The following is a 26,563-nucleotide window of genomic DNA, read 5'->3' on the forward strand; positions in this document are numbered from 1 at the left end:
TAGCTTATTCAGCTAAAAATAAAGATCGACACAATATTCAGTCCTATTATATAGGCAAATGTTATCTATCACATATGACATGTATTTTCATCGCTTCATATGCTACATCCATGCTTAATCTCGGCGCATTTGCTCTTTCACGTAATTCACAGCTTCCTGTGCCGTTATACTGATTCGCTTCGTCTCGCCTGAATCAGCAAGCATATGAGAGCCCAGTTCTACCTGTGCTTCGGCCGCTCCTCTGCCTACAACAATGTGTACAGGTAGCCCGATTAACTCGGCATCCTTGAATTTCACACCCGGCCGTTCATCCCGATCATCCACGAGCACACGGAATCCACAATCCATTAGATGTTGCTCCAACTCAAGAGCTAGCTTCTGTTGATGCTCGTCTTTCCAGCTTACCGGGATAAGATGCACATCATAAGGCGCTACAGATGCAGGCCACTGAATGCCCTCTTCCGTCGCGTACTGTTCAGCAATAGCTGCCATCAAACGAGATACCCCGATACCGTAACATCCCATTACAGGTGCACACTGACGGCCATTGCGATCCAGGAAAGAAGCTCCCATGGCATCGCTGTACTTTGTACCCAGCTTGAATATGTGCCCTACTTCAATACCTTTGGTGAACACAAGTGGTTCGCCACATGATACGCAACAATCCCCTGCAGTGGCAAAACGGATACGCTCAACTTGATCCAGCGCAAAATCCATGCCTGGACGAACACCTGATAGATGCATGCCAGCCTCATTCGCTCCGGTCACTGCATGTTTCATGGTGGCCACATCAGCGTCTACCACCATACGTAATCCAAGCCCCACAGGTCCAAGATAACCGACGGTGAGATTGGAATGCGCGGCGATAGTTGCATCGTCAGCCAGCTCCAATTCCTCTGCGCCAAGCACCCGTTTCAAGGCAATATCGTTCAGTTCATGATCCCCACGGACAAGAGCAGCAACAAGCTGACCATCCGCCAGATAAAGCAATGTTTTGATCATATCTTCGGCCTTCTGATCAAGGAAAGAGCATAATTCTGCGATGGTACGAACACCAGGTGTCTCAATCGGTAACACTTCCGTGTGCTCATTAGCTTTTGGTTCACTCGTAAGGATAGCAGGTTCTACGGATTGAAACGCCGCCTTCTCCAGATTCGCAGCATAACCACATGTTTTGCACGTCACAATGGTATCCTCTCCTACATCAGCCAGAGCCATGAACTCATGTGTCTCACCTTGTCCACCAATGGTTCCCGCATCTGCCTCAACTCGAAGAAAGTCGAGGCCACAGCGTTCCAGAATGCGGCAATATGCTGTATTCATTGCCTGATAGGTTCGATCCAGTTCCTCCCAATCCGAAGCAAATGAATAGGCATCCTTCATGATAAATTCTCGGCCACGTAACAAACCAAAACGTGGACGGCGCTCATCCCGGAACTTGGTTCCGATCTGATACAAGGTAAAGGGAAGCTTACGGTAAGAGTTGACCTCGTCACGAGCTAATGCCGTAACGACCTCCTCATGGGTTGGTCCAAGCGCAAACTCTCTCATGTGCCGGTCCTTCAGACGCATCAACTCTGGACCATATTGCGTGTATCTGCCGGATTCCTCCCACAGCTCTGCTGGTTGCATAATGGGCAACAATACTTCCTGGCACCCGGCACGATCCATCTCTTCCCGAACGATTCGCTCGACGTTCAGAAGCACACGTCGCCCGAGTGGTAAATAACTGTATATTCCCGCGGCCACTTGACGAATCATACCCGAGCGCAGTAGCAGGCGGTGTCCCGTTGCATCAGCCTCAGCTGGTGCTTCACGTAACGTTGGAACAAGCATTTCACTTTGACGCATCTTGAATACACTCCTTTTATTGATCAGATAGGTAGGCACTACGCACATGAAATCTTGAACAGCAAAAAGACGCATTCGTCAAGGGACGAATGCGTCGTGGTACCACCCTTATTTAACTGTATACAGTCGTTTCATATCTCGCGCGCTAACATACAGTCCTCTGGGGCATAACGGACCCTTCCGGCGAAGGTTGCAGCCTGTTATGAAACAGACATTCCCCTTGGCAGCTAACGAGGTAGGAATTGCGCAGCAGCAACAGGAATGTTACAGCAATCCATTCCCTCTCTGTTGAAGCAAGCTTACGTGATTATGTCCTCGGTAAACGCTATTTTTCATTTTTGATCACATTAGAACATTTAGACGAACTTGTCAATCAATACAATTAAATGAAGGGGTCACTCGAAACCCTTATGCCAAGCTACTTCAGGCGAAATCCATAACAATGGCTGACACAGCCCCAGGTTCACTGTAGAATAGAGATTAACATTTTACGGATCTAACGTACGGATCCCAGAATGGAAATTTGTATCTTTCATAAAGGAGTTTATCTTATGTCCTATATTATATATGATCTTGAATTTACAGTAAGTCGCAATACGCGCTACTCCTCTGAAATTATCGATATCGGTGCTGTCAAAGTGAGTGAGAACCCGGATACAGGCCTTACAGTCACGGACACCTTTCATACGTATGTTCGTCCATCTAACAAATCCGTCCTGTCTACCGACACCGTTCAGTTCACAGGAATCACACAGAAAGACATCGATGCAGCCCCTCTTTTCCCGGCAGCACTGCGTCAATTCATCGATTGGATGGGCAATGAGCCTTATTATATGTGCTCCTGGGGACCAGATGACCGCAACAAATTCATCTCCCATTGCAGAACACATCATTTGGATGTGGCCTGGATTACCAATCATAATGATTTACAGCAACAATGGTCGCGGGCCATGCACAAAGAAGGAAAGTTTCGGCAACTCGGACTTGCCCAGGCTCTTGAACTCTGTGGAATTGAATTTGACGGTACACAACACCGCGCTTTGGATGATGCCATTAATACGGCTAAAGTGTTTATGCACCAGTTCGACAAGTTCAAATTAGAAAATAATTGCGCAGCGGATGATGAAGGCGTTGCTTCCAAAGTGGTTTACTCCAGTGCTGTGGATGATGAGGAAAAGGAATCACCGTTTGGCAATCTTGCCAATCTTTTTAAAGCCAAGGAGTAAGACGGTATCCAGACGTTAAACCTGTAATCTGAAGTTCATTTTGGATTGTACACTTGCCGCCAGCGCTCCAAATGTTCTTGCATCAGGTTACGACAATGTTCCGGTTCCAGGATCTCAGCCTCTGGCCCGTATCTGGATATCCACACGAAAAATCCCTCAGCATCACTCACTACAGTTTCAAACAATAGGGTACCTTCAGGCTCTCTGGTCAGAACGGGGCGCACAAAAAAGCGTTCCTGCATCACGCGGTCCACAACTAGGGAAGAAAATCGAATTTTAACCACGGTCTCTTCTGTACTTCCTCTCGTGATCCAGGCAGTACGGAAATAAGACTGGATTAAATAATCATTTTTGCGGAAGGTACGTGGAATAATTCGTAAATCGTATAGCCGGTTTACCTGAAACGTTCTCATTCTCTCGGAGAGATGGCAATAAGCTAACAGATCAAATTGATATTCCCGAGGAATCAGGCAATATGGATCAAAGCGAATCATCTCCATTTCTCCCTGAGACTGATATTTCCCTTCCATGCTGTTTTGTGAAATTCCTGCTTGAAGCAACAAAAGGAGCGAATCACTCGGTTCATCATCGTCCATATTTTGACAGACGATTCCTCCTTCTTTAAACATTCCTCTGACCTGCTCAGCCCATTCCACTCGCTCGGTTCTGTTCTTCTGGCTTGAAGCTACTACTTTCTCGTAGGCACTCTCAAATGCAGGCTTTAATAGCGGACGAATATCTTCCATAACGTCTGCAAGCTGTATGAAAGCTTGGGCTTCCTCGTCAGACCAATTTAGCGGATACATGGCAAAATGGCTGATAAACATGTACCCTCTTCCGTGTCCCATATTGGCGATCGGAATATGCATTGCGCTGAGGGCCTCCATGTCACGGTATATCGTCCTTTCCGTTGTCTCGCACCTCTCCGCAAGCTCCCGAGCCAGAATGCCCGGCTTGGCTTGTACCAGCGTTATAATGCGCATTAATCGGATTAGTCGGTCTGTCATTTGGCCAGGCCCTCCATGATGTTGTTTCAAATAGTATGATACAGCTCCATCCTCGACTGATATAGTATGGATATATACATTCGACTTGTCGTTTAACTTCACCTTCAAAACTTATGTAAACTGGTTCTCTCTGTACGGTTATCACTTGACTACGTTTTCATTGATCTAACAATGTTCTTTCAGATTTTGGCGATTGGCAGTAAACGTAATACCATAATGATAACGAAGCTTCTCAACAATCTCCGCTTCTGTTAAATAATCCAGATCCTGTTTGCGTGCAGCTTCGATTAACAGTGCATCGGCATGACGGCGCAACATGTCGCTACCTTCCTGGGTACGGCCTCGTTCATAAGCACGTAGAGCCTGTTTAAGCAAGGGTACGGTTTCGTTCAATTTAATCGTTTTCTCTACTTTCGGGTCTTCAGGCTGTCTTAGCATGCCCAGGTGACTTGTATACTGAATATAGAGTTGTTCCCGACGAAGAAGCACACGCTGACTTTGCTTTAACTTGCGGGTACTCCAATAGGCAGAACATATCGCTGCTTTTCCTGATAGATGCGGTCCTACGGCAAATTCCAGCAAAATCTGTTTACTTTCTCCCTTGAGTACATCACCAAGTCGCAGTACCCAGCCAATATCCGTTTCTTTGGATCGGCATCCATAAATGCCTTTAAGCTGAACGCCATATTCCGGTTTGAGCAAAAGCTCTAAATCTCTCGACATAATTTTGGGTGCTATTTTCCTAAGTCTTTTGGCAGGGGCTCCGTAACGCCACTCTACCATCATATATACGGGATCGGCTCCCCCTGTCGGTATGGCCTCTTTATTCCACGAATAAGATACTTCAAAGACTGAGTTCACTGGTAGTCTCTCCCCCGATTTATGTGTATTATCTTCTAAGTTAGCAGGGTGAATGGACACTATATTGTCACGGAACATATGTTCTCATTAATTTTTTCCATTATATTAGTTTTATTCCCCTTGATCCGCCTAGAAGCGACAATAAACGACGAAAAAGCTTGGCTATTAGCCAAGCTTTTCACACCCTTCTCTATGACAAGTCCCAACTTAAACAGCTGGATGATTATGCTCCATTTTGTGCATGTACTGTGCACTGTCCGTTTGATTAACCGGTGCATAAGTTACACTGTCAATAATCAGTTTGCGTCCGACTGGCTCGCCATTTAAAGTAATCATGATTGTTTTCGTTGACGCGCTCTGGTTTGATACGTACATATTATTCTACTCCTTCATTATTAACGATCTTATTCAAAATCGAAATATATTAATTTTAAGCATTATATTGCATATTTGTGAACAGGATATACCCGGAGCGGAAGTAAATCTTTGTGTTTGCTCTGTCCGGGGTACTGCTATTCTTGTATTACCCTCTGATTTTTAAAATAAAACATTTGTTTTCACCAAACATTCGGGTAATAAAACGTAATCCTCTTGAACCCAACTCCAGGTTTTTGACGTATAATGAAAGAGCGAGAATTCAACAAATGATGACGAATTCAGCTCTGAATCGATCCTACCGAAGAGAGAGGTGTTAATCATGCCAAAATCCATTCAGGGATATTTCATTCGGGTGTTTATCTCCACATGTATTCTATTTACAGTCATACTCGGTTCTACTGCAAATGCAGCGAGTGCGAATATATTCTCGGATATCTATAATGGTTGGGAGCGCGTGTCGGAACTACCTGGGGAAGTGAACGCATTACAGGAGAGTTACAAGCAAACCCTGGAGCAACTAAATCAAACCTCCGCCCAGCTCGGACAAGCCCAGGCGAATGTCGAAGCATTCAAAGCACAAAATGATCAACTCCTGGCTCAGAACCAGAAACTGACCGAAATGGTCAGCAAACTTCAAACTGAACAGGATGCCAGAACAGCCACCGCACAGCGAATTCAAACGATGGTGATCACCATTGTTGCTCTCATATTAGGTTACTTCCTTCTGATTCGCGTGATGCGCTGGGGAATGCGCCGGCGATCTGGCCGACTATAAAAGAACAGGAGTTATTGCATGCATATACATCTGAACCATGCTGAAGCTGGCGGAGTCGGACAAGTGGTTACATTTTCACTGATTCAGGATGACCGTCTTCATATTCTGCATCCGCAGCAAATCGTTGCTTTTCGCGGTGCCAGCAGCAACAGACAAGATAAATTCATGAATATCTCGGGTATGTATCGCAAAAAAAAGCTGATTAAATCAGAAATTACTGGACCATGCCAATTTGTAGCCGCCCTTCCACCGGGATTCACCATGAAAGAAGTGCAGCTTACGGAGAACAGTGATTTGCTTTATGATTTTCGGCACTTGTTCTTCTATTCCGAAGGTGTCACGATGCAGACCAAAATTCAGAAGATCAAAAACATGCTGATTACCCGGGATGCGGTGAAAATGAAATTCTCGGGCAAAGGAACCATTGGTTTGCTCACACAGGGTCAGGTATGCCAACAAGAACTTCACCCCACCGCCCCACTCTATGTAGATGCTGGAAGCGTCATTGCTTACCCTGAAAATGCCCATCTGGAACTAACCGTATATGGAAACAACCTGGCCAGTCAGCATATGAACTATCATTGGAAAATGACAGGACACGGCCCGGTGCTTTTTCAAGCTGGACGCGAAAACTACAGACTGCAACAGGACGTCAATGATGAAGGTTTATTCAAACGTATATTAAAAGAAGTCATCCCCTTCGGCAACGTCATTATTAAGTAATTTTGGGATTTTAAAAAATGTGCCGATCCGGTAAATGATATGGTATACTGTACCCGGACAATTAAAGAAGAAAATCCATGCCTATGGCATGGGAGAGGTTCGCGAACTCCCTCTACAAGACTTGACCTATGTAAGGTCGCTACAGTCTTGCGTACTGCTTTCCGTGATTACACGTATCTTATATATGCTTAGGCTTAAGGTTTAAGTTGTAGAAGGATATGGGCTGACGTAATAACGTTGTCACGATGTACGTAAAAAACTAAGGACACTTGCTTATAGCAGCTTTTTTTGAAGCGGTTATTAAGAAGGTGTGTTTTTTGATGGATGCCAGTTCATGAACTTCTCTGTTCTTCCGACATTCCTTGCTACTATGCTGGGGTGATCTCAAGAAGATGGAGAGGTTTTTTTATGTTGAACAAAGAAAAAGCGGTCGTTGTATTCAGCGGCGGCCAGGACAGCACAACGTGTCTGTTCTGGGCAAAACAACAATTTGCCGAAGTTGAAGTGGTTACGTTTGATTACGGGCAACGTCATAAGCTGGAGATTGAATGTGCAGCAGCGATTGCCAAGGATTTGGGCGTGCAACAAACGGTTCTGGATATGAGCTTGTTGAACCAGCTCGCACCGAATGCGCTCACACGAGATGATGTAGAAATCACCCACGAAGAAGGGGAGCTGCCCAGCACATTTGTGGATGGACGGAACTTGCTCTTCCTCAGCTTCGCGGCCATTATGGCAAAACAAAAAGGTGCTCGCCACTTGGTCACAGGTGTCTGCGAGACAGACTTTAGCGGGTATCCGGATTGCCGGGATTCATTTGTGAAGTCGATGAATGTAACGCTTAATCTGTCGATGGACTACCCATTTGTTATTCATACGCCATTGATGTGGCTGGACAAAGCAGCAACGTGGAAAATGGCCGATGAACTGGGCGCTTTCGATTACGTGCGTGAACGTACTCTGACTTGTTATAACGGCGTCATCGGTGACGGGTGCGGCGAATGCCCAGCCTGCAAGCTGCGCAAAGCGGGACTCGATCGTTATGTAGAGGAACGTGCCGTTGCTCTTACAGCTACTCCTTCCACTGGAGTGGATGCACGATGAGAGAACCCGGAACGTTTCGCATCGTTGAGCGGTTGCAACGGATTGACCAGGATATTCTGCCCACACAGCTGAGATATCACCGCAAACGGGTGCTGGTCAGCAAAGAATTCACTTTTGATGCGGCGCATCATCTGCACTGTTATGAAGGCAAGTGCAAAAATCTGCACGGGCATACGTATAAAGTGGTTTTTGGCATCAGCGGTTATCCGGGTGAAACCGGGCTGACGGTTGATTTTGGACATATTAAGGACATCTGGAAAAGCAGGATTGAAGGTTATCTGGATCATCAATATTTGAATGAAACATTGCCTCTGATGAATACGACGGCTGAAAATATGGTGGTCTGGTTGTTCGAGCAGATGGAACATGCTTTACAAACGGAGCCTTATGCCGGACTTACAGATGGCGCACGCACGGAATTCGTGCGTCTCTTCGAGACCCCGACCAGCTATGCGGAAGCGAGACGGGAGTGGATGATCGATGAGTAAGGAAGCACGCATCCCCGTCATGGAGGTTTTTGGTCCGACGGTTCAAGGCGAAGGCATGGTTATCGGGCAAAAAACGATGTTTGTGCGCACCGCGGGCTGCGATTATCGCTGCTCCTGGTGCGACTCGGCCTTTACCTGGGACGGCAGCGGCAAGGACCAGATTCGCATGCTGACGCCGGAGGCGGTATGGGATGAACTGCGCCGCCTGGGCGGCACGCGTTTCTCCCATGTGACCCTCTCCGGCGGTAACCCCGCCCTGCTGGCTTCGCTGGGCGGGCTGGTTGCCCTGCTGCGGGAGAACGGCGTCCGCACAGCGGTTGAGACGCAGGGCTCGCGCTGGCAGTCATGGCTGGCAGACGTTGACGAAGTCACGGTCTCGCCCAAGCCACCCAGCTCAGGCATGGACACTGACTGGGCTGTACTGGACGATATGATCAGCCGTCTGGCTGCTGGCCCGGCGGATCGAAACCATAGTCTGAAGATCGTGATCTTCGATCAGACAGACCTGAACTATGCCCGCCGTGTGCATGCACGATATCCGGGCACGGCTTTATTTTTACAAACGGGGAACCCGGATGTTTCTTCGGCGGATACGCCGGATCTGGCGGCTTCCCTGCTGGAGCGTTACGAGTTGCTGATTGATCAGGTAAGTGCCTCGGACGATCTGAACAACGTGCGTGTGCTTCCGCAGCTTCATACGCTGGTATGGGGTAATAAACGCGGGGTTTAAATATATACGAGATATAAATAAGAGGCCTACGGCTTCAATTGAATACGAGGAGTTTATTGGAATGAGACAACCTGACGAGATGCAAGATGTAACATTGCTGGGCAACCAGAATGTGAAATATACATTTGAGTATGATCCTGGTATTCTAGAGAGCTTTGATAACAAGCATCCGTACCGTGATTATTTTGTAAAATTTAACTGCCCGGAGTTCACTAGTCTGTGCCCGATTACGGGTCAACCTGACTTTGCTACGATCTACATCAGCTATATTCCCGATATCAAAATGGTTGAGAGCAAGTCGCTCAAGCTGTACTTGTTCAGCTTCCGCAACCATGGTGATTTCCACGAGGACTGTGTGAACATTATTATGAACGATCTGATCAAACTGATGGACCCACGCTTCATTGAAGTCTGGGGCAAGTTCACCCCGCGCGGCGGCATCTCTATTGATCCGTATACCAACTATGGCAAACCGGGAACCAAATATGAGCAAATGGCCGAGCACCGTATGATGAACCACGACATGAACCCGGAGACGATTGATAATCGTTAATTTGAGTCTGTAGATACTGCTTGCTTTAAGTAAATGTCCGCGATTTGGATTATGTGGTATAATTTGTTACAACAACAGAATGGCTTGAATGGGCGGTCGGCTAGTCTCCTGAGTAAGGAGGTGATGCCTGTGGAGATAAAAGATGTACTGACGTTGATGATCAGTTTTGCGGGGTTTACAGTAACCTTGATTGGACTGATTGTAACCATCGTCATTGCATTGAATAATCAAAACAAAAAGAAATAGGCCGCCCTCGGTAAGGTAGCAGCCTATTTCGATTACCTGTCCACAGCCACCGCCCTTGAAAGCGGCTGTTGTAAAAGAGTGAGGATGTTGACGCATCCTTACTCTTTTTTATTTTATCCTTGTTGCCTACAGTTTATCACAACATTTCCCAAAACTCCACATGTACAAAAGTTGTTTTCATTTTCCCCTCTTTTCCCCTTGTCGGTCGATCCGATCTATCCTATTATGTAACAATATGCTTAATTGCATAGAATCTAACATAGGCGCTGATCCCTCGTGACCGCGACCAAAGGAGAACTGGACATGTCTACACAAACCACATTAGCCAAGGACGCCGCAGCGCGTTCGAAAGCCCCACCCGGATTGGATGCCCAAGGCACCGTATACCGGATACTAATTGCCATCAGTCTGGTGCATCTGTTCAACGATTCCATTCAGTCTGTCATTCCGGCAATATTTCCTATCTTAAAAGACTCCATGCATCTAACGTACACTCAGATCGGCTGGATCGCTTTTGCGATCAACTTTACCGCATCGATTATGCAGCCTGTTGTTGGCTGGTTTGCTGATAAAAAACCTACTCCGTCGATCCTGCCCATAGGCATGGGTTTCACGTTCACGGGCATGTTGTTGCTCGCTTTTGCCGACAGTTATATGATGGTGCTCATCTCTGTCATTTTTGTCGGGCTCGGCTCCGCTGCTTTTCATCCGGAAGGCTCCCGGGTATCCCATATGGCTGCGGGCCAGCGCCGCGGACTGGCACAGTCTATTTTTCAAGTGGGCGGTAATGCTGGACAATCCCTTGCACCTCTCCTGACACGCTGGATTTTCATCCCGTTTGGGTTGTTTGGTGCCATCGGCTTTACGGGTATTGCCGCGATGGGAATTGCTGTACAGCTCTATGTCGCACGTTGGTATGGGCAGATGTTGCAATCCGGCGCATATCTGCGTAAACAAGCGGCGGCTCGTCGCGCTCCCAATCCAGCGTTACGTCAAAAAATTGCTGCCGCAATTACGATTCTGATTCTGCTCGTATTTGTCCGTTCGTGGTACGTGGCTTCAATCGGAAGCTTTTATGCCTTTAATCTGAAGGATACGTTTGGTTTATCCACGGAAGATGCGCAAATTTATATTTTCCTCTTCCTGGCTGCCGGTGCACTAGGCACATTCTTTGGTGGCCCGCTCGCAGACCGATTCGGCAAACGTAACATGATCTTTCTCTCCATGGCCGGGGCCGCACCGCTGGCGTTGCTGTTACCTTATGCCAACTTGTTCTGGACTGGCGTATTGCTGACGATTATTGGCTTTATCATGTTATCCAGCTTCTCCGTTACTGTGGTATACGCTCAGATGCTCATTCCGGGAAAAATCGGAACGGTTTCTGGTCTGATTACTGGTCTTGCCTTTGGTATGGGTGGCCTTGGGGCACTCGTGCTCGGCAACTGGATCGACGCCTTCGGCGTTTCACCCGTCATGCAAATATGCAGCTTCTTGCCACTGATCGGTATCTTTACGTTCCTGCTACCATCTGACAAGTTGCTTCATCGCTGGGCAAAAGAAAACGGGAGCGAGGAGTAAGTTCTTTTGGCTATATCCTGCTCTGGAGATCGTTAGATTTTAAAAAATCTGCTTCCAGTATACTTATAAAACACGTACAAAAAGGCTCCCGCCCGTATCTGAATTCATGCAGATCAGCAGGAGCCTTCTTTTCTTCATATAGTCCTATCTTAAAACACGCTTCCCTAGTCATCTAGAGTAATATTAACCTATAACCAACTGCCTTAGGCGGATTTATCTATTTCAAACGCTTCAGAATCAGCCGTTTTTTGTACAGCATTTTGCCTGCCTCAGCGACATCCTGAATGGTATTTTTATTGCTGACCGAACCAAAGATCATGCCTGCAATGGGCACCAACTGGAACAGCTTTTTCCAGCCAAAAGACTCACTGTATGAGTTGAACACTTCACGCCATCCCTGCATTTGAGAGATCACTTCAACTTGTTTCTCCGGATTGTCATAGTCGGCGAGCTCTTCAATGATGGCTTTCTTGCCTACAATATCGGCGGAAGAGAATTGCAGACATTTCACGATGAAGACACGCTCCAGTGGATCATCGGGATTATACCCGTAACATAGCGCCATCTCTTGCAATACTTTCAGTGAAAGTCCCATCACGAGCGGAATGTCCGCAGCAATGGTGACGATGCCTCCAAATCCTGTTGCAGCTCCTTGTGCCGCAGCAAATTTGCTTCGACTTTCGGTGATATTATCCGCCACACGGTCCAACACCTCAAGTGGTATTTTTTCCACACTATGAATTTTGGCCGTGTTCTCTGTGTTCGTATCCTGCTCTAATCGGTAGATGTCATCAGATGTCATAGGGTAACCCGAACGCTCGGCTTCTTCTTGCAGAAGCTTGGCCACTTTCTTCTTCTGAACAAGGAACTTGCCACCCGTTTGCAAATATTGGCCCACTTCGTTCAGGGAGTCGCCAATCTTCTGTTTGATCGCTTTCGGCATCACTTTATCCAACATGGCAAATGGCAAACGTCCGATTTTATCCCATATGAACAAGTCCTTCTGTTCCTTCTCCCACTTTAAAATCTGCTCAAGCTCCCCGTCTAATATCTCGCGTGATTCCATATGTAATCCTCCTTAGGGTTGTAGTGTACTCCCAAAATTCTGAATATGACACAGCTCATTCTCAGCTTAACACATCATAACAAAACACCGAGAATATGCAGGAAACAGGTTAAACTGAGGGGTTTGGGTTTGGGTTTGGGTTTGGGTTTGGGTTTGGGTTTGGGTTTGGGTTTGGGTTTGGGTTTGGGTTTGGGTTTGGGTTTGGGGTTTGGTTTTGGGTTTTGGGTTTTGGGTTTTGGGTTTAAGCGTTTCGCACACACTCTATTTAGTCTAACGATCTCAGATGAGCTTATTTGATCAATATCGAGCTTTCTCCAATTCTAACGATCACCACAAACCTTATTTCGCTGAAAACGCAAGGTAAATGCCCTTTTTCACATCAAATCTACCAAATAAGTTCTCCTGAGATCGTTAGAAAATAAAACTGTGCAATATCGGCAAAATAGCGTTGCTGGTGATCGTTAGAAATCTGCACATCGAGTTCAAGGGTTTACAACTAAAAGTAATAAGTCATATCAGTTTAAATTGTTTTGAATTTTTCTATGTAGTGGTATACGTTTCTGCTTCTCCTCGGTTGCTTTTACGTTCTAAACTTTCTTAACTTCAAACTTCTACTCCACACTGTTTAGATAACCTTTCCTGAATCCTTCATATCAAAAAGAGCCCTTCGTCAGCATGATCTGCTAACTAAAGACTCTCATCTCTTATACTTTATCCAAAAAAATACTACTTCACCTCTGCCACGGACTGGCCATCGGGAACCGGAATACCAAAGTTCGGCGTTCCATCTTCATTCCAATGAATGACCTGAGCGCGGGCGTGACGGTTCGGATCATACAGCGGATCTCCCTCAATCTCTTTGTAGTTGCGCGCATGATAGATCAGAATGTCGGTTTTGCCATCTGGTGAAACAGTAAAGCTGTTATGTCCCGGACCATACTGACCGTTCTCTTCACAAGTCTGGAATACCGGTTCAGGTGATTTCTCCCAGCTTGCCGGATCAAGCAGATCAGCATCTTCATCGGCCGTAAGTAGCCCCATGCAGTAGTGATGATTGGTTGCACTAGCTGAGTAGCTGATAAACAGACGACCATTTCGATGCAGCACGGCTGCACCTTCGTTTACTTTAAAGCCGATAATCTCCCAGTCATATTCAGGTGTCGTGATCATGACCTGTTCTCCGCGCAACGTCCAAGGATTTTCCATTTCACAAATGTAGAGGTTTGAATTGCCGTCAATGCTCGGATCTTTCTGGGCCCAGACCAGATAACGAATGCCTCTGTGTTCAAAGGTCGTGGCATCTAGCGCAAAACTCTCCCATTTGGTTCGAATTTGCCCTTTCTCCTCCCACGTTCCTTCAAGCGGATTAGCGGAATCGTTTTCAAGTACATACATGCGGTGATCAAACAAACCTTCGTTGGTTTCACTTGTATGTGCGGCCGCATAGTATATGTACCATTTGCCATCAATAAAATGAATCTCTGGTGCCCAGATGTTTGCACTCATTGGCCCAGTCTCACGCTTCGTCCAAGCGGTTACGGGTTCGGCATCTCTCAAGCTCTCCAGTGTCGTTGCACGCCGAATTTCAATTCGGTCAAAGGCTGGTACGGAAGCAGAAAAATAATAGTACCCGTCTGTATGACGGTACACCCAAGGGTCAGCGCGCTGCTCCAGCATGGGATTGGTGAATGTAATGGAATTGGTCATGGGAATGAACCCCTTTCATATGTGTGTGTATGGCTTGAATCTATGATGTGCTCAGTGTGCTTGCAAAAATATGGAGAGCAGGGTTTGAGGGCACAGCGGGCGTTCGCGGGCGGTAGGGCCTTGGTGCTCTCCTTGACCTCCGATTTCTTTCACTCACCGCTCCCGGCGGTGGAAATCGGATGGCAAACTCGCACGCGCGGCTCCTTCCTCCCTCTCTCTTCTTGTGCCCCTCTGTACTGGTTGCTCGCGATATTTTCGCTCGCTAGTACACATCGGGCTTCGAGCCTTTAGTTGGCTCGATAACTTGTGGCGTCGACCGCTTGGCTGGGTCAACTCTCCCCGTAGCCGTGCTCAGGAACTGCGGGCGTTCGCGGGCGGCAGGGCCTTGGTGCTCTCCTTGACCTCCGATTTCTTTCCATTCACCGCTCCCGGCGGTGGAAATCGGATGACAAACTCGCACGCGCGGCTCCTTCCTCCCTCTCACTGCTGGTGCCCTCTGTACTGGTTGCTCGCGATATTTTCGCTCGCTAGTACACATCGGGCTTCGAGCCTTTAGTTGGCTCGATAACTTGTGGCGTTGACCGCTTGGCTGGGTCAACTCTCCCCGTAGCCGTGCTCAGGCACTGCGGGCGTTCGCGAACGGTAGGGCCTTGGTGCTCTCCTTGACCTCCGATTTCTTCCATTCACCGCTCCCGGCGGTGGAAATCGGATGGCAACTTCGCACTCGCGGCTCCTTCCTCCCTCTCACTGCTAGTGCCCACGCGTGGAACGCTCGCGATCCATTCGCTCGCCGGCACACCCTCGCTGAACCACCTTACGGGGTCAGCGGTCTACTTCTCAGCTGCGCTGATTTGTTTGCCCCAGACCGCGATCCCGCGGTCGTTCAGGCCGGTGACTACCAGCGCAGGCTGGCTTCGCTCCCAATCCCAGGATGGGAGCAGCTTTAGCTCTTCCGTGGAAGCACCGCCCCACGGGCTTTCCTTCCACGTCAGCGTTAACGTTTGTTTGCCATCAAACGTCCATGTTCCCGAACTGTTCTTGCTTTCAATTTTGCCTTTACTCGTCAGCGTATATGGCACAGCCTGCACCTGCCCGTTCACAGACGGATCAAGCGCCATGCCTTCCCACGTTCCGGCAATCATCGGTTTCGGAATATCTTGTGCGGTCTCTCCGGTATAACGTTCAGGCGACACGACAGGCCAGCCATCCTTCGTCCACAGCATTTTACGCACATGCAGATACGGCCAGTTTTTATCCGTCTCGCCCCGCGCATGATGCACGATGTAATAATCGTCGCCATCCTTCAGCACGGAATTATGCCCAGGAGCAACCCAGCCTTCACCTTCGGTGAAGCGGTATCCGCCCAAAATTTTGGTGCCTATCTCATACTGTGGCAGATGCTCCGTATCCAACATTTTATTGCCGTTCATATCCGTATAAGGCCCTGTGATGGAGTCGGCACGAGCTACCCGCACGTTATAGTCTTCGAACAGAGAATCATAAGACACGAACAGGTAATATTTTTGAAACTCTTGATTATACACAATGTATGGCCCCTCGACTGCGCCTTCTTCGGTTGCACGATCCCTTGCTGCGATACGTGTGCCATACCCCTCTTCCTTGAACTTGCCCGTATCCGGATCAAGCGGTGCAATGTAGATCCCGTCGAAAAATGAACCATATACCATCCACGGGTTGCCTAAGGCATCAAGCACCGGATTGGCATCAATGGCATTCAGGCCGTCCTTTTCCTGACCAGCCGTCTTCACAACCAGTCCTTCATCCTTCCACGGTCCCTCGGGAGACTTGGAGGTTTGCAATCCGATGGCTGACTGTGTACTACCAAAGCTCGAAGCCGAATAATACAAGCGGTACGTATCCCCAGCTTTAATAATATCCGGTGCCCACAGGTTCGTCGCTCCTGTCCAATCGAGCGCTTCCTTCGGGATCCCCGGCAAAGCCTGCCCCACCCATTTCCAGTTGATCAAATCATCGGATTTTCGCACCATTACGCCCGGTTTCGGTTCCCCTGCTACTCGAACGTCTGTGGAATAGACATAGTAGCCTTGATCCGTTTTGATAATCGCAGGATCATGTGCATTGTTAACCGTCCACTTGGATTCATCATCCAGAATCGAAAGATCATACATTTTTGGTTCCTGCGGAGCTTCCGGAAAAACCGGAGGTTTCGCCGTATCCCCGCCAGCTGCACAGCCTACCGTACCTAGAAGCATCAGTAACATCAACATCGCAACTCCTTTCCTCGCCCTATGCCACTCCTTAAGTCCTGTCCAATATTTATCATCTTTCCGCTTTTTTTGCCCCTTGCATTCTTTTTGTTCTTTCATTTCTTTCAACTCTTCTCGTTCCTCCGGTTCCTTCCTTACTCTCCAACTTTTCATTCCCATCACCCTTTGACCCCTGAAATCGCAACCGACTCGATAATCTGCTTCTGGAAGATCAGGAAGATGATCAGAACCGGAAGCAATGCCACAATCGACGCCGCCATAATGAGCGGATAATCCGTTTGAATCGCATAGGTCGCGTTAAAGTTCGCAATGACAAGTTGCAAGGTTTGCTTTTCAGGTGAATTCAGATAAATAATCGGTGCCAGATAATCGTTCCAGATCCCCATAAACCAGAGAATCAGCTGTGCAGCGACCGCAGGTTTGATCAGCGGAAACGTAATACTGGAATACAATCGGAAATAAGAGCTTCCGTCGATCTTCGCCGCTTCAATAATCGCATCTGGCACACTGAGCAGATACTGCCGCAGGAAAAAAATCATAATCACATTCCCGAATAGTCCCGGTACAATCAGCGGCAGCAAGGTGTCCACCCAGCCCAGCTTCGAGAACATGATAAATTGCGGGATCATGACCGTCGGATACGGAATCATCATCGAGGCCAGCAAGGCGAGAAATAGTTTGTTCTTATGTGGAAATCTTAACTTGGCAAAAGCAAATGCCGCAAGACTCGACGTAAATGTTCCAACTACCGTCACACTAAGAGCTACAATGAGACTGTTTTTAATCCCACTGAGCAGCGGTCCTGCTTCCCAGATTTCTTTATATTTATCGAATCGAAACACTTCCGGAATCCAGACCGGCGGAAGCGCGAATACATCCTGCTTCTCCTTGAGCGAGGTGGACAGCATCCAGAGCAAAGGCGCAATCATCGCAATCGCACCGATGGACAGAACGATAAATATAATAGAATTGGTTACTTTCCTTCTTTGACTATAAGACATCTTCCGTTCCACTCCTTTCCTCGCCCATTAATCCCCGTCGTAGGCTGATCTTTCGTTAAGTTTGAATTGTATAAGCGTAATCACAAAGATAAAGATACCCAGAATCATGGCCATCGCAGAAGCGTAACCCATCTGCAGGTTGCTAAAGGCCTTCTGCCAGATATAAAAGACGATCGAAGCGGATGCATATTCCGGCCCACCTGTCGGTGTCATGATATTCATCTCGGTAAAAATTTGAGAACCACCGATGATATTTGTCACCACGAGGAAAAAAGTTACGGGTTTCACCATCGGCCAGGTGATATTGCGGAAAATCTGAAATCCATTCGCTCCGTCCAGCTCGGCGGCTTCGTAATAGGTACGGGATACACTTTGCAGTGCCGCCAAATATAACAGCATGGTATAACCCAGGCCTTTCCAGACGGTCATGATGATCAGTGCGGGTTTTACCGTATCTTTGTTAGCCAGCCAGTTCGGGCCTTTGATACCAAACAGATCGAGGAACTGGTTCACCAGACCATAGTCTCCGTTGTACGCCCAGTTCCACATGATGGATACCGCCGCCAAGGAAGAAATAACCGGTATGTAATAGATCACACGAAATGTAGTTGTACCTGGAATTTTACGATTCAGCCCCATTGCCAGTAATAGTGCCAACAACAGACCAATCGGAATACCGAGCATCAGGTAAAACGTATTAAACATGGCCTTGTAAAAAAGATCATCGGTCAACAAATCTTTGAAATTGGCAAGCCCGATAAAATTCATCTGCCCCAGGCCGTCCCAATCGGTAAACGAGCCATAGAGGGAATAGAGGAACGGGAACAATACAAAGATCACAAGCCCCAAAACGGGGGGCAAAATAAACAAGTATCCATACATCATCTCTTTGCGATACAAACTCGATTTCGTATTCACGTGTTCACCCCTGTTTCTAAGATCAGCATGTGGCATACATCGATTGGCCTTTTTGAATCATGGCTTCTGCTCTGTTCCGGTCAATACATGCCACATGCTCGTATGGAATCTGGCGATAAAATTAAACTAAACGTTTATATCGTTCACTCCGTTACAACATGTAAAAAATAGTTCAATCTGTATCTTCTAAAGAGCAAATGATGCCAGCAACATCGGTTCAGGCTGCTGGCATCCCTTGTCTATCTATTTATTCTGTGATTTCTTCTCCTGCTCCACCGCTTTATCCAGCAGTTTCTGCATCTTCGGTTGTTGTTGCTTCACATAGTCAGCAGCGGTCATCTTGCCATCGAGTACCGGCTGAATGTCGGTGAAGAACATGTCGTACCACTCCGCGTTGTACGTGTAATTACCTGGCAACGCTCGTCCGTAGTCTTTTACGATATCGATGAATTCCTGTTTATTTTCCGGTTTGGTCGAAGTATCCTTCGCCCACTCATCAGCCATATCAAGCAAGTTCGGAATTTGCACTTTCGCGTCTACCAGTTGTTTCATGCCATCTTTCGACGCAGTAAGGTAGTTTACCAGTGCAGCAGCTTCTTCCGGATGTTTGGTTTTGGCAGATACACCGATTCCGAGGGAGCCGATCCATGTCGCTGATTTGCCTGTTGATCCTGCCGGGAAAGGCAACAGATCATAATCGAATGGAAGTTTTTCAAATGTACTCATATCCCACGGACCTACAGGGAAGAACGCCATCTCACCCTTCATCCAGCGTTGATAGGTATCAAGCGTTTGTGCTTCCTCAATGGAGGGAGTGATCTTGTACTTGTTCTGCATATCCGCGAAGAATTGTAGCGCTTCGGCAAATTTTGGATCATCAATCGTGACTTTCGTTTTGCTCTCGTCCAGCCAGTCAGCCCCGTTGCTCCATACAAAAGATTGCAGTGCCCACTGTACGTTAAATCCTGTACCGAATACGTCCGGTTTACCGTCTCCGTTCGTATCTTTCGTTGCTTGCTGATTTACCTTGATAAACTCTTCCCACGTATAAGGCTTGTCCTTGTCAGGGAGCGGAATGCCTTCTTTTTCAAAAAGGGTCTTGTTATAACCCAGTGCAAATGGCCCGACATCCTTAGGCATACCGTAGAGATCACCTTGCCCTGCCATCTTGCCATCATAACGATACAAGTCAACGCCATACTTCCAGATATTATCCAGATTAATATCTTTGTTTTTCTCGATATACGGTGTCAGATTCATGAGCACATTGCTGTTCACATAGGCCTTCATATCACCCGGTGTGAAATAAAATACGTCTGGCAAGCTATTGCCCGTAATCGCCGCGCGAAGCTTTGTCGCATATTGGTCCGCTGCGGTAACGATGATTTTAACTTTGACGCCTGGATGTTCTTCTTCGAACTTTTTCACGACAGCCTGATACGCCTTCTGCTCATCCGTGCCGCCGCGGAACATAAACGTCAGTTCTTTATCTCCGCTCGAACTTCCGCTTCCCCCTCCACAACCTGCAAGCACCAGTGCACTGACCAGCATTAGCAACATAAACGTGACCCAACTCTTTCTCTTGACCATATGAACCCCTCCTGATCTGGACTTGTAAACGTATTCAATACCATGAATCAACATTTCTGTTGTTAAATTTATCAAATCCAGATCCTTTTAGTCAATACTTTATTAAAACATTTTATATTTTTATAAAACAAAAATCATACTAATACGTTGGCCAGCCATTCCCGTCCCATAACAAATCGTTAATCAGCAATTTCGGATTGCCATTATCCGTTGCATCATAAGCATGCCGTACGATTAGATTGCCGTTGACCACGTCCTGCCCACCCGGGCCTTTCCATCTCACATTACCTGTATCCAAAATCGTGCCGCCACCGTTCATCATATTTACTCCGTTTTTGTCGACGTAAGGACCTGTGATGCTGGTGGATCGACCGTAGACCATTTTGTAAGTACTGTTCACACCTTTACAGCAAGAGTCGATCGAAGCAAACAAATAATAATATCCGTTGCGATACGTGATACTTGGCGCTTCAATTGCGCCCCCGTTATTCGGACGTGCTGCAATCGAGGAGATGTTACCTGTCGGTTTCATCGTGTTTTTGTCCAGTTTCACAATTTTCAGACCGCTCCAGAACGAACCAAAGGCCAGCCATGGATTACCCGAAGCATCAATAACCAGTTCCGGATCAATAGCGTTGTAGTTATTCGATGTATTGGATTGCAGTACAAGCCCTTCATCTTTCCATTGCCCCGCGCCAACGCTGTTTGCGGACGCTAACCCAATGGCAGACCTGTTGGAACCAAAGGTCGAGATGGAATAATAGAGCCAAACCTTGCCGTTATACCGTTGTACGTCCGGTGCCCATACATCCAGGTCTTTCTGTGCAGGGACAGCCGAATTCCACCAGGCCGGTTCACTTAGAAAAATCTGCGGCACACGATACCACGACGTTCCGTTATCGGATTTCAGCACCTGAATACCTGGACCCGTGGAAAAGGTGTACCAGGAATTGCCCTCTTTGATGATCGTCGGATCATGAACGGCAATGTCTCCCGATAGATTCCAAAACGCGGCTAAAGCCCGAGACTGTCCTGCAAGCACTAACACCATCACCAACAATGCAGGTAAAAACCAACGCCTTTTGGAGGAGAACTTCGAGCTGTTCAAGCCTGTCTTCCACTCCATCCTCTTCAACTTCTTCCACTCTAAACTCCTTAACTTCTTCCATGAACTGAACTTTTCCATACCGGAACGCCGCCTCTCCTGATTAAATGGTTGCTTTGGTTCATGAAGTATTAAATCAATTTAAGTATAATAGGATTATAAAAGCGGTTACATTACAATTCAATGGTATATTTCAAATATACATGAATTAATTTAAGTTTTTATTTTAAGTATGTGGGGATAAAATCTCATATAGGCTTTAAAAATTTCATTGTTTATATAGGGTATATCTCACTTTTCTCCGCTCTTTCTTTCGAGCATGTAATGATTTATAATTATCTGAAATAAAACAGTCAAATGTGCAAGAGTCTGTGTAAATAGGCTTTGTTCAGAACGGGGAAAGGACATCCACCTATGATTTATATTAAAGATCTGATGTCAGGTGTGAACATTTTCAAAGCACTCAGCTCCGAAATTCGCATTCAGATTATTGAGTTGCTGGCCAGAAACCAAAGTCTTAATCTCAATGACCTCGCAACCAAGCTTGGACTTAGTAACGGCGCGATCACAATGCATATCAAAAAGCTGGAGGAAAGCGGATTAATTGAGATTAATACAGCGGTCGGCAAACACGGCATTCAGAAGATCTGTTATCTTAACGAGGAAAAGTTGATGGTTGACCTGCGTTCACAAGAGATCCACAACCGGTACGAGGTAGAAATCCAGGTTGGGCATTACAGTGATTATCAGGCAGCACCCACATGCGGCATTGCTACGAAAGACAGCATTATCGGGGAGTTTGATGACCCCCGTTACTTTGCCGACCCGCTTCGGATCGATGCCGAGATGATTTGGCTAGCGGAAGGATATCTGGAATACCGAATTCCCAACTACCTGAAACCCAACCAGACGTTTAGCGAGATTCAACTCTCCATGGAGCTCGGTTCAGAAGCCCCTGGATTCTGTGACAACTACCCGTCAGATATTTACTTCTACATCAATGGCAAAAAGATCGGACTCTGGACGAGTCCAGGAGATTTCGGCGATACACGCGGTACGTTTAATCCGGACTGGTGGCCTCCTCACCTGAATCAATACGGTATGCTGAAGCTGATTCGCATTACGAAGGAAGGCAGTTATATCGACGGATGCAAAATCTCGGACGTTACCCTGGATGATATCGGGCTCGATTACAAAAGTGATATTCACTTCCGCATCGCTGTCACAGACGGCCCAGTCAACAAACGCGGCCTGACGATTTTCGGCAAAAACTTCGGTAATTACGGCCAAGGTTTGCTCGCACGGGTGCTTTATAACGTGCAGGAGGACTAGACAGGATCTGGCTGAAAAGTTTTGTTTGAAGATGCTCCTAATTTTAGAAGAGTGCGAATCTGCACTCTTTTTTTAGTGATATACTTATGACTTGTATTGAACAAGAAGTGATGACGGGTGGGGTTCTATTGAAACTGGAACGGTTAGTCTCGATCATATACAAGTTACTTAATAACGAGGTGTTGTCTGCCTCTACCCTTGCCGAGGAATATCAAGTATCGCCCAGAACGATCTATCGGGATATTGATGTGATCTGCGCAGCCGGATTTCCGGTTGTTTCGCATCAGGGAATGAATGGCGGGTATGGCATTATGGATGGGTATAAAATGGATAAAAGCCTGCTCGGCTCCTACGATGTGGACGCTTTGATTACAGTGCTGACCAGTCTCTCCACCGTATTTAACGATGTGCGTGCACAGGGTACAATCGAACGTTTGCAGACCATTGGAGAACAACATGAGAGACCAAACTTAACTGTAGACCTGAATACATATCGAACTGAGCCTGACTCGCTTTCGCATCTTCGTGCAGGAATCATGGAACATCATGTCGTTCAGTTTGATTACATTAATTCCAAGAATGAGCGCACAAGTCGAGAAATTGAACCTGTTCGATTGCAGTTTAAATACCGTAGCTGGTATGTGTATGGATATTGCCGAAGCCGGCGTGATTATCGGGAATTCCGGCTGTCACGCATGTTAAACGTACATCTGACCAACCGTCATTTTGAAGCGCATGTTCTCTCCATGGAAGAGCCATCCACCGCTCCCCCTGTCACCCAGGAGATCATGACAGATGTGGTATTTCGCGTATATCCGGATGCACTCGCGGAGGCGCTCGATCATTTTCAGCAGGCAGACAAACAATTTCATGAGGACGGCAGTATGACGATGCGCGTTCAGGTTCACAAACCGCTCCAAGCCCCGTGGTTATGGTCTTTTTTGCTGAGTTTGGGAAGTGGCGCAGAGGTTTTGGAACCTCTAGCACTGAGGGATGTTTTAGAGACTCAACTACGAAATGCACTGAGACGTTACGACAAACTCAATCATTGAAGCCCCATAATGGGAGTCTTGTGAAGTGAAAGAAGAAGTATGACACGCTGTTGTCATACTTCTTTTTTTATACTCATTTCAGTAACAAGGGAGGCACCATCAACATCCCATCATTCGCCAAAATAAAGGAGACGATTTTTTATGAATTACCTAGAAGAAATGGTTCATTATCATGTTTGGGCTTCGCAGATCATTATGCAACGCATTCAGGAGTTGCCAGCTTCTGTGCTGCATCAGGAAGTGAACAGTTCTTTTCCTACCCTCGCTCATGCGCTTAGTCATATGAATGCCGTAGATCAGATGTGGTACCTGGTGCTAACCGGAACCAGCATGCCTGAAGCTTTACAAATCTGCATGCCGCGTAACGAGGAAACGTTTGCCACCATAGAAGAGTATTTCGAGCGTTATGCCGAACTATCCAATCAATACCTGACTTGGTTCAGTCAGCAGACGGATTTGGAGCAGTTGCTTCTGCTTGACAATCCCTTTGCAGGCGTGCGTCAAACCCGTTTCGCGGAAATCATCTTACATCTGGTGAATCACGGGACCTATCACCGGGGTAATATATCCACCATGTTGCGTCAGCTCGGCCATGCTTCTGTCATGAATGACTATTCCAGATTCTGGTACGAAAACTCCAATACTTCAGAGTAATTCTCTAATGCTTGAAATCCATTGTGCCTGATAAGAGGTCCTGGATATGGTTCAGCATGAAGGACTAAAATATCCTGTACTTTGAAGGTGTTAGATACAATGCAACATGAAAGGTCTTGAATATGATGCCGTCTGTTCCACTTGAACGAATACTCACCTTTACCTCCAGGGAAGAGTTAAGAAATTGGTTACAGGAGCACGGAACTACAGAGTCCTGCTGCTGGGTTCCTGTGAGTTTGAAACCACGCCCGGATACCCTTTTATATCTGGATGCTGTTGAAGAAGCATTATGCTTTGGCTGGATTGATGGCGTCAAAAAGAAAACTTCCGATGGCCTGTTATTACAACGCTTATCTCCACGTAGTCGCAAAAGCTCATGGACAGAGCTCAATAAGGAGCGTGTGCGCCGATTAGAAAGGCTAGGTCTTATGCAAGATGCGGGTAGAAAGGTTCTGCCCGACATGAATCCTGAAGCTTTTGTTGTGGATGCCGAGATTGAAGAGAGGTTAACTGCGGACAGACAAGTACATGATCATTTCGTAGCTTTTCCTCTCCTCTATCAACGTGTACGCATCGACACGATCCAGAGCGTTAAACGGCAGCCTGCTCTCTTTCAAAGCCGACTTGATAAGTTCATCCAACATACACAGGCAAATCAATTGTATGGTCAGTGGCATGATAACGGGAGGTTGTTACAGGACTAAAGCACATGTGGATTGGTTCGCAGACCAGCCGGTCGAATGGCGACCCAGAACCCAACCGGTTGATTTTGGTTCAAAATAGAGCTTGAATCATACCACGCACTCTGCTGCTTGCATAACACCGGGCTAACTGCTGTTTGAATAACACGAGCCGCCCAGCTTCTGTTCGTCATTCACGCTATTGCTAATTTTCTAACGATCACAGGAGACGCTATTTAGCTGTTTTTCGCCTGACTGAAATTCTAACGATCACCAGAAAGCTTATTCACCGATTGTTAGCTCTTTTTTAGGCGAAAATCACCTGATTTGCTGAAATAGCCTCTCTGAGGATCGTTAGATTTTAAAACACCTCATTTTCGCCAAAATAAGCTCTGTGGTGATCGTTAGCGCTTCAAGCTCACTCATCACTCAGGCTCTCCACGCACAAAAAAAAGGCCAGCCATTAACTACTGGCCAACCTGATCATACGAAAACCACCTGCCTAAGCTTTTCCCGCAGTTGGATAACTAACCAGATCACTTGACTGGTAACTGGCTAGCACCCCTCTATAGAGAATATGCTTAGTTAGAGGTTTTCTGGTTTTCTGGTTTTCTGGTTTTCTTGGTTCTGGGTTCACTTCAAGTTGGCTCAATCATCTCTAGCAGGCAGCAGGTGAGGTGATCTTCCTTCCTCACGCGGATTTACTTGCCAGAAGGCTGTGCTTCAGCGGTGTAGCCCGTTGGAATTTCAGCTTCTGCCGTTACTTTGGTAATCACCATTGGATACATCATATCCGGATCAGGCTGCACGATGGAGTATTTGACAATAGCATGTTTATCCTTCTCCAGCTTTACTTCAACAATTTTCAATCCGTAACCCGGGTGCGGCATTTCAGCCGTCAGGGTTACTTTACTTGTTTTGTCATCCACTTTGCTGATCGTTACCGCAGGTACGATGGCTTGCTGACCTTCACCGGGATTCGTTGGAGCCGGTTCAGTTGAACCGTCATCACTATGCTGATCCACAAACTCAAGCGCATTGAAAATCATACTGGCTGCCTCCATACGAGTAAGCGACTGATCCGGGCGGAAGTTTCCGTCCTTGTCCAGTTCAATAATGTTCATGTTCAGCAAGTTCTGGACCGCAGATATGGCGTCCTTACTTAATTTTTTTTCATCCTTCACTTCATTATACTTCATAATTACCGGATAATTACCAGTCGTGTTAATTCCCTCATGTAGCAAAATAACAAATTGTTCACGCGTCATCTTGCCTTGCGGATTCACTTCTACCGGAACGGAAAGGCCATTCTGAGTTGCTGCTTGCACAGCATCTGCATACCAGGTATCTGGACTGATTTTATTCTGAGCGGATGCTTCCGCATATGCATTTTTCAAACCAAATGCTTTAACAATTAACTGAATTCCCTGCGGTTCGGACAGAGCAACATCCGGCCGGAACAGATCCGCCGTTACTCCATTCACAATTCCCTTCGATTTCAAAGTATCCACAACCGTCTTCTGGCCTTCATCCTTAATGTCGGAAAATGCAAATACAGAAGCACCTCCTGCTGTCAAAGAAACGCATAGCGCAAGTGTTGCAGCCAATCCTTTTTTATGTTTCATTTCCTGGCACCTCCATTATGATTAGTAAAACCTGTTTTTCATCTTTTCATCCCTACAGACGGGG

The 26,563-nt window shown here is 46.8% G+C and carries 26 protein-coding genes; 13 read left to right on the forward strand and 13 right to left on the reverse strand.

The window, feature by feature from the left end:
- Positions 1–114: 114 nt before the first annotated feature.
- Complete coding sequence (locus BLQ13_RS09240; protein WP_090918369.1) at positions 115–1,851, reverse strand: proline--tRNA ligase; 1,737 nt, start codon at positions 1,849–1,851, stop codon at positions 115–117.
- Positions 1,852–2,402: 551 nt separating this feature from the next.
- On the opposite strand from BLQ13_RS09240, the gene BLQ13_RS09245 reads away from it, so the two are divergent.
- Positions 2,403–3,077: a 3'-5' exonuclease gene (locus BLQ13_RS09245; RefSeq protein ID WP_090918371.1), complete on the forward strand. Its 675-nt coding sequence runs from the start codon at positions 2,403–2,405 to the stop codon at positions 3,075–3,077.
- A gap of 35 nt (positions 3,078–3,112) precedes the next feature.
- Here BLQ13_RS09245 and BLQ13_RS09250 read toward each other — a convergent pair whose 3' ends face one another.
- From BLQ13_RS09250 to BLQ13_RS28480, 3 genes are all read right to left on the reverse strand, one after another.
- Positions 3,113–4,084 carry a helix-turn-helix transcriptional regulator gene (locus BLQ13_RS09250; RefSeq protein ID WP_090918373.1) on the reverse strand — a complete coding sequence of 324 codons (972 nt, stop codon included), beginning with the start codon at positions 4,082–4,084 and terminating at the stop codon, positions 3,113–3,115.
- 165 nt (positions 4,085–4,249) lie between these two features.
- Positions 4,250–4,945: a hypothetical protein gene (locus tag BLQ13_RS09255; RefSeq protein WP_090918376.1), complete on the reverse strand. Its 696-nt coding sequence runs from the start codon at positions 4,943–4,945 to the stop codon at positions 4,250–4,252.
- A 207-nt stretch (positions 4,946–5,152) separates the two neighbouring features.
- Complete coding sequence (locus BLQ13_RS28480; protein ID WP_167375691.1) at positions 5,153–5,320, reverse strand: hypothetical protein; 168 nt, start codon at positions 5,318–5,320, stop codon at positions 5,153–5,155.
- A 322-nt stretch (positions 5,321–5,642) separates the two neighbouring features.
- Between BLQ13_RS28480 and BLQ13_RS09260 the strand changes: the two genes are divergently transcribed.
- From BLQ13_RS09260 to BLQ13_RS09290, 8 genes are all read left to right on the forward strand, one after another.
- Positions 5,643–6,098: a hypothetical protein gene (locus tag BLQ13_RS09260; RefSeq protein WP_090918378.1), complete on the forward strand. Its 456-nt coding sequence runs from the start codon at positions 5,643–5,645 to the stop codon at positions 6,096–6,098.
- Positions 6,099–6,116: 18 nt separating this feature from the next.
- Positions 6,117–6,821 (forward strand): AIM24 family protein, encoded by a 705-nt coding sequence (locus tag BLQ13_RS09265; protein WP_090918381.1) that lies wholly within the window; start codon positions 6,117–6,119, stop codon positions 6,819–6,821.
- A 411-nt stretch (positions 6,822–7,232) separates the two neighbouring features.
- Positions 7,233–7,925, forward strand: a complete 693-nt coding sequence (queC, locus tag BLQ13_RS09270) for a 7-cyano-7-deazaguanine synthase QueC (RefSeq protein ID WP_090918479.1) — start codon at positions 7,233–7,235, stop codon at positions 7,923–7,925.
- Positions 7,922–8,413: a 6-carboxytetrahydropterin synthase QueD gene (queD, locus tag BLQ13_RS09275; protein WP_090918382.1), complete on the forward strand. Its 492-nt coding sequence runs from the start codon at positions 7,922–7,924 to the stop codon at positions 8,411–8,413. The genes queC and queD overlap by 4 nt, the downstream gene beginning before the upstream one ends.
- Positions 8,406–9,143: a 7-carboxy-7-deazaguanine synthase QueE gene (gene queE, locus BLQ13_RS09280; RefSeq protein WP_090918384.1), complete on the forward strand. Its 738-nt coding sequence runs from the start codon at positions 8,406–8,408 to the stop codon at positions 9,141–9,143. The genes queD and queE overlap by 8 nt, the downstream gene beginning before the upstream one ends.
- A gap of 61 nt (positions 9,144–9,204) precedes the next feature.
- Positions 9,205–9,696, forward strand: a complete 492-nt coding sequence (gene queF / locus BLQ13_RS09285) for a preQ(1) synthase (protein ID WP_110897191.1) — start codon at positions 9,205–9,207, stop codon at positions 9,694–9,696.
- A gap of 129 nt (positions 9,697–9,825) precedes the next feature.
- Positions 9,826–9,942 (forward strand): putative holin-like toxin, encoded by a 117-nt coding sequence (locus tag BLQ13_RS28780; RefSeq protein WP_221787759.1) that lies wholly within the window; start codon positions 9,826–9,828, stop codon positions 9,940–9,942.
- A gap of 303 nt (positions 9,943–10,245) precedes the next feature.
- Complete coding sequence (locus BLQ13_RS09290) at positions 10,246–11,520, forward strand: MFS transporter (protein ID WP_090918386.1); 1,275 nt, start codon at positions 10,246–10,248, stop codon at positions 11,518–11,520.
- A gap of 217 nt (positions 11,521–11,737) precedes the next feature.
- Here BLQ13_RS09290 and BLQ13_RS09295 read toward each other — a convergent pair whose 3' ends face one another.
- From BLQ13_RS09295 to BLQ13_RS09330, 7 genes are all read right to left on the reverse strand, one after another.
- Entirely contained in the window at positions 11,738–12,586 is an 849-nt protein-coding gene (locus BLQ13_RS09295) for an EcsC family protein (protein WP_090918388.1), read from the reverse strand.
- A 726-nt stretch (positions 12,587–13,312) separates the two neighbouring features.
- Complete coding sequence (locus BLQ13_RS09300) at positions 13,313–14,293, reverse strand: glycoside hydrolase family 43 protein (protein ID WP_090918390.1); 981 nt, start codon at positions 14,291–14,293, stop codon at positions 13,313–13,315.
- A gap of 830 nt (positions 14,294–15,123) precedes the next feature.
- Complete coding sequence (locus tag BLQ13_RS09310; RefSeq protein WP_090918483.1) at positions 15,124–16,539, reverse strand: arabinan endo-1,5-alpha-L-arabinosidase; 1,416 nt, start codon at positions 16,537–16,539, stop codon at positions 15,124–15,126.
- A 161-nt stretch (positions 16,540–16,700) separates the two neighbouring features.
- Positions 16,701–17,543 carry a carbohydrate ABC transporter permease gene (locus BLQ13_RS09315; protein ID WP_090918394.1) on the reverse strand — a complete coding sequence of 281 codons (843 nt, stop codon included), beginning with the start codon at positions 17,541–17,543 and terminating at the stop codon, positions 16,701–16,703.
- A gap of 27 nt (positions 17,544–17,570) precedes the next feature.
- A complete protein-coding gene (locus tag BLQ13_RS09320) occupies positions 17,571–18,461 on the reverse strand; it encodes a carbohydrate ABC transporter permease (RefSeq protein ID WP_090918396.1) in 891 nt (296 codons plus the stop codon).
- 243 nt (positions 18,462–18,704) lie between these two features.
- Complete coding sequence (locus BLQ13_RS09325) at positions 18,705–20,051, reverse strand: ABC transporter substrate-binding protein (RefSeq protein WP_090918398.1); 1,347 nt, start codon at positions 20,049–20,051, stop codon at positions 18,705–18,707.
- Between the two features lie 139 nt (positions 20,052–20,190).
- The gene (locus BLQ13_RS09330) at positions 20,191–21,102 is read right to left on the reverse strand and encodes an arabinan endo-1,5-alpha-L-arabinosidase AbnA (protein ID WP_090918486.1); all 912 of its coding nucleotides are present in this window, start codon (positions 21,100–21,102) and stop codon (positions 20,191–20,193) included.
- A gap of 468 nt (positions 21,103–21,570) precedes the next feature.
- Here BLQ13_RS09330 and BLQ13_RS09335 point away from each other — a divergent pair, with 468 nt between their 5' ends.
- The 4 genes from BLQ13_RS09335 (at position 21,571) to BLQ13_RS09350 (ending at position 24,898) form a co-directional block, all read left to right on the forward strand.
- A complete protein-coding gene (locus BLQ13_RS09335; protein WP_090918400.1) occupies positions 21,571–22,488 on the forward strand; it encodes an ArsR/SmtB family transcription factor in 918 nt (305 codons plus the stop codon).
- Positions 22,489–22,616: 128 nt separating this feature from the next.
- Complete coding sequence (locus BLQ13_RS09340; protein ID WP_090918402.1) at positions 22,617–23,540, forward strand: helix-turn-helix transcriptional regulator; 924 nt, start codon at positions 22,617–22,619, stop codon at positions 23,538–23,540.
- A gap of 141 nt (positions 23,541–23,681) precedes the next feature.
- Entirely contained in the window at positions 23,682–24,194 is a 513-nt protein-coding gene (locus BLQ13_RS09345) for a DinB family protein (RefSeq protein WP_090918404.1), read from the forward strand.
- Positions 24,195–24,319: 125 nt separating this feature from the next.
- Entirely contained in the window at positions 24,320–24,898 is a 579-nt protein-coding gene (locus BLQ13_RS09350; RefSeq protein WP_090918488.1) for a YdeI/OmpD-associated family protein, read from the forward strand.
- On the opposite strand, the gene BLQ13_RS28485 is transcribed toward BLQ13_RS09350, so the two are convergent.
- Both BLQ13_RS28485 and BLQ13_RS09355 read right to left on the reverse strand, forming a co-directional pair.
- Positions 24,895–25,068 (reverse strand): hypothetical protein, encoded by a 174-nt coding sequence (locus tag BLQ13_RS28485; RefSeq protein WP_167375692.1) that lies wholly within the window; start codon positions 25,066–25,068, stop codon positions 24,895–24,897. The two genes, BLQ13_RS09350 and BLQ13_RS28485, sit on opposite strands and share 4 nt — an antisense overlap.
- 507 nt (positions 25,069–25,575) lie before the next feature.
- The gene (locus tag BLQ13_RS09355; RefSeq protein WP_090918406.1) at positions 25,576–26,499 is read right to left on the reverse strand and encodes an S-layer homology domain-containing protein; all 924 of its coding nucleotides are present in this window, start codon (positions 26,497–26,499) and stop codon (positions 25,576–25,578) included.
- Between the last annotated feature and the right edge of the window lie 64 nt (positions 26,500–26,563).

It is taken from the genome of Paenibacillus polysaccharolyticus, assembly GCF_900102085.1.
GTDB lineage: Bacteria > Bacillota > Bacilli > Paenibacillales > Paenibacillaceae > Paenibacillus > Paenibacillus polysaccharolyticus.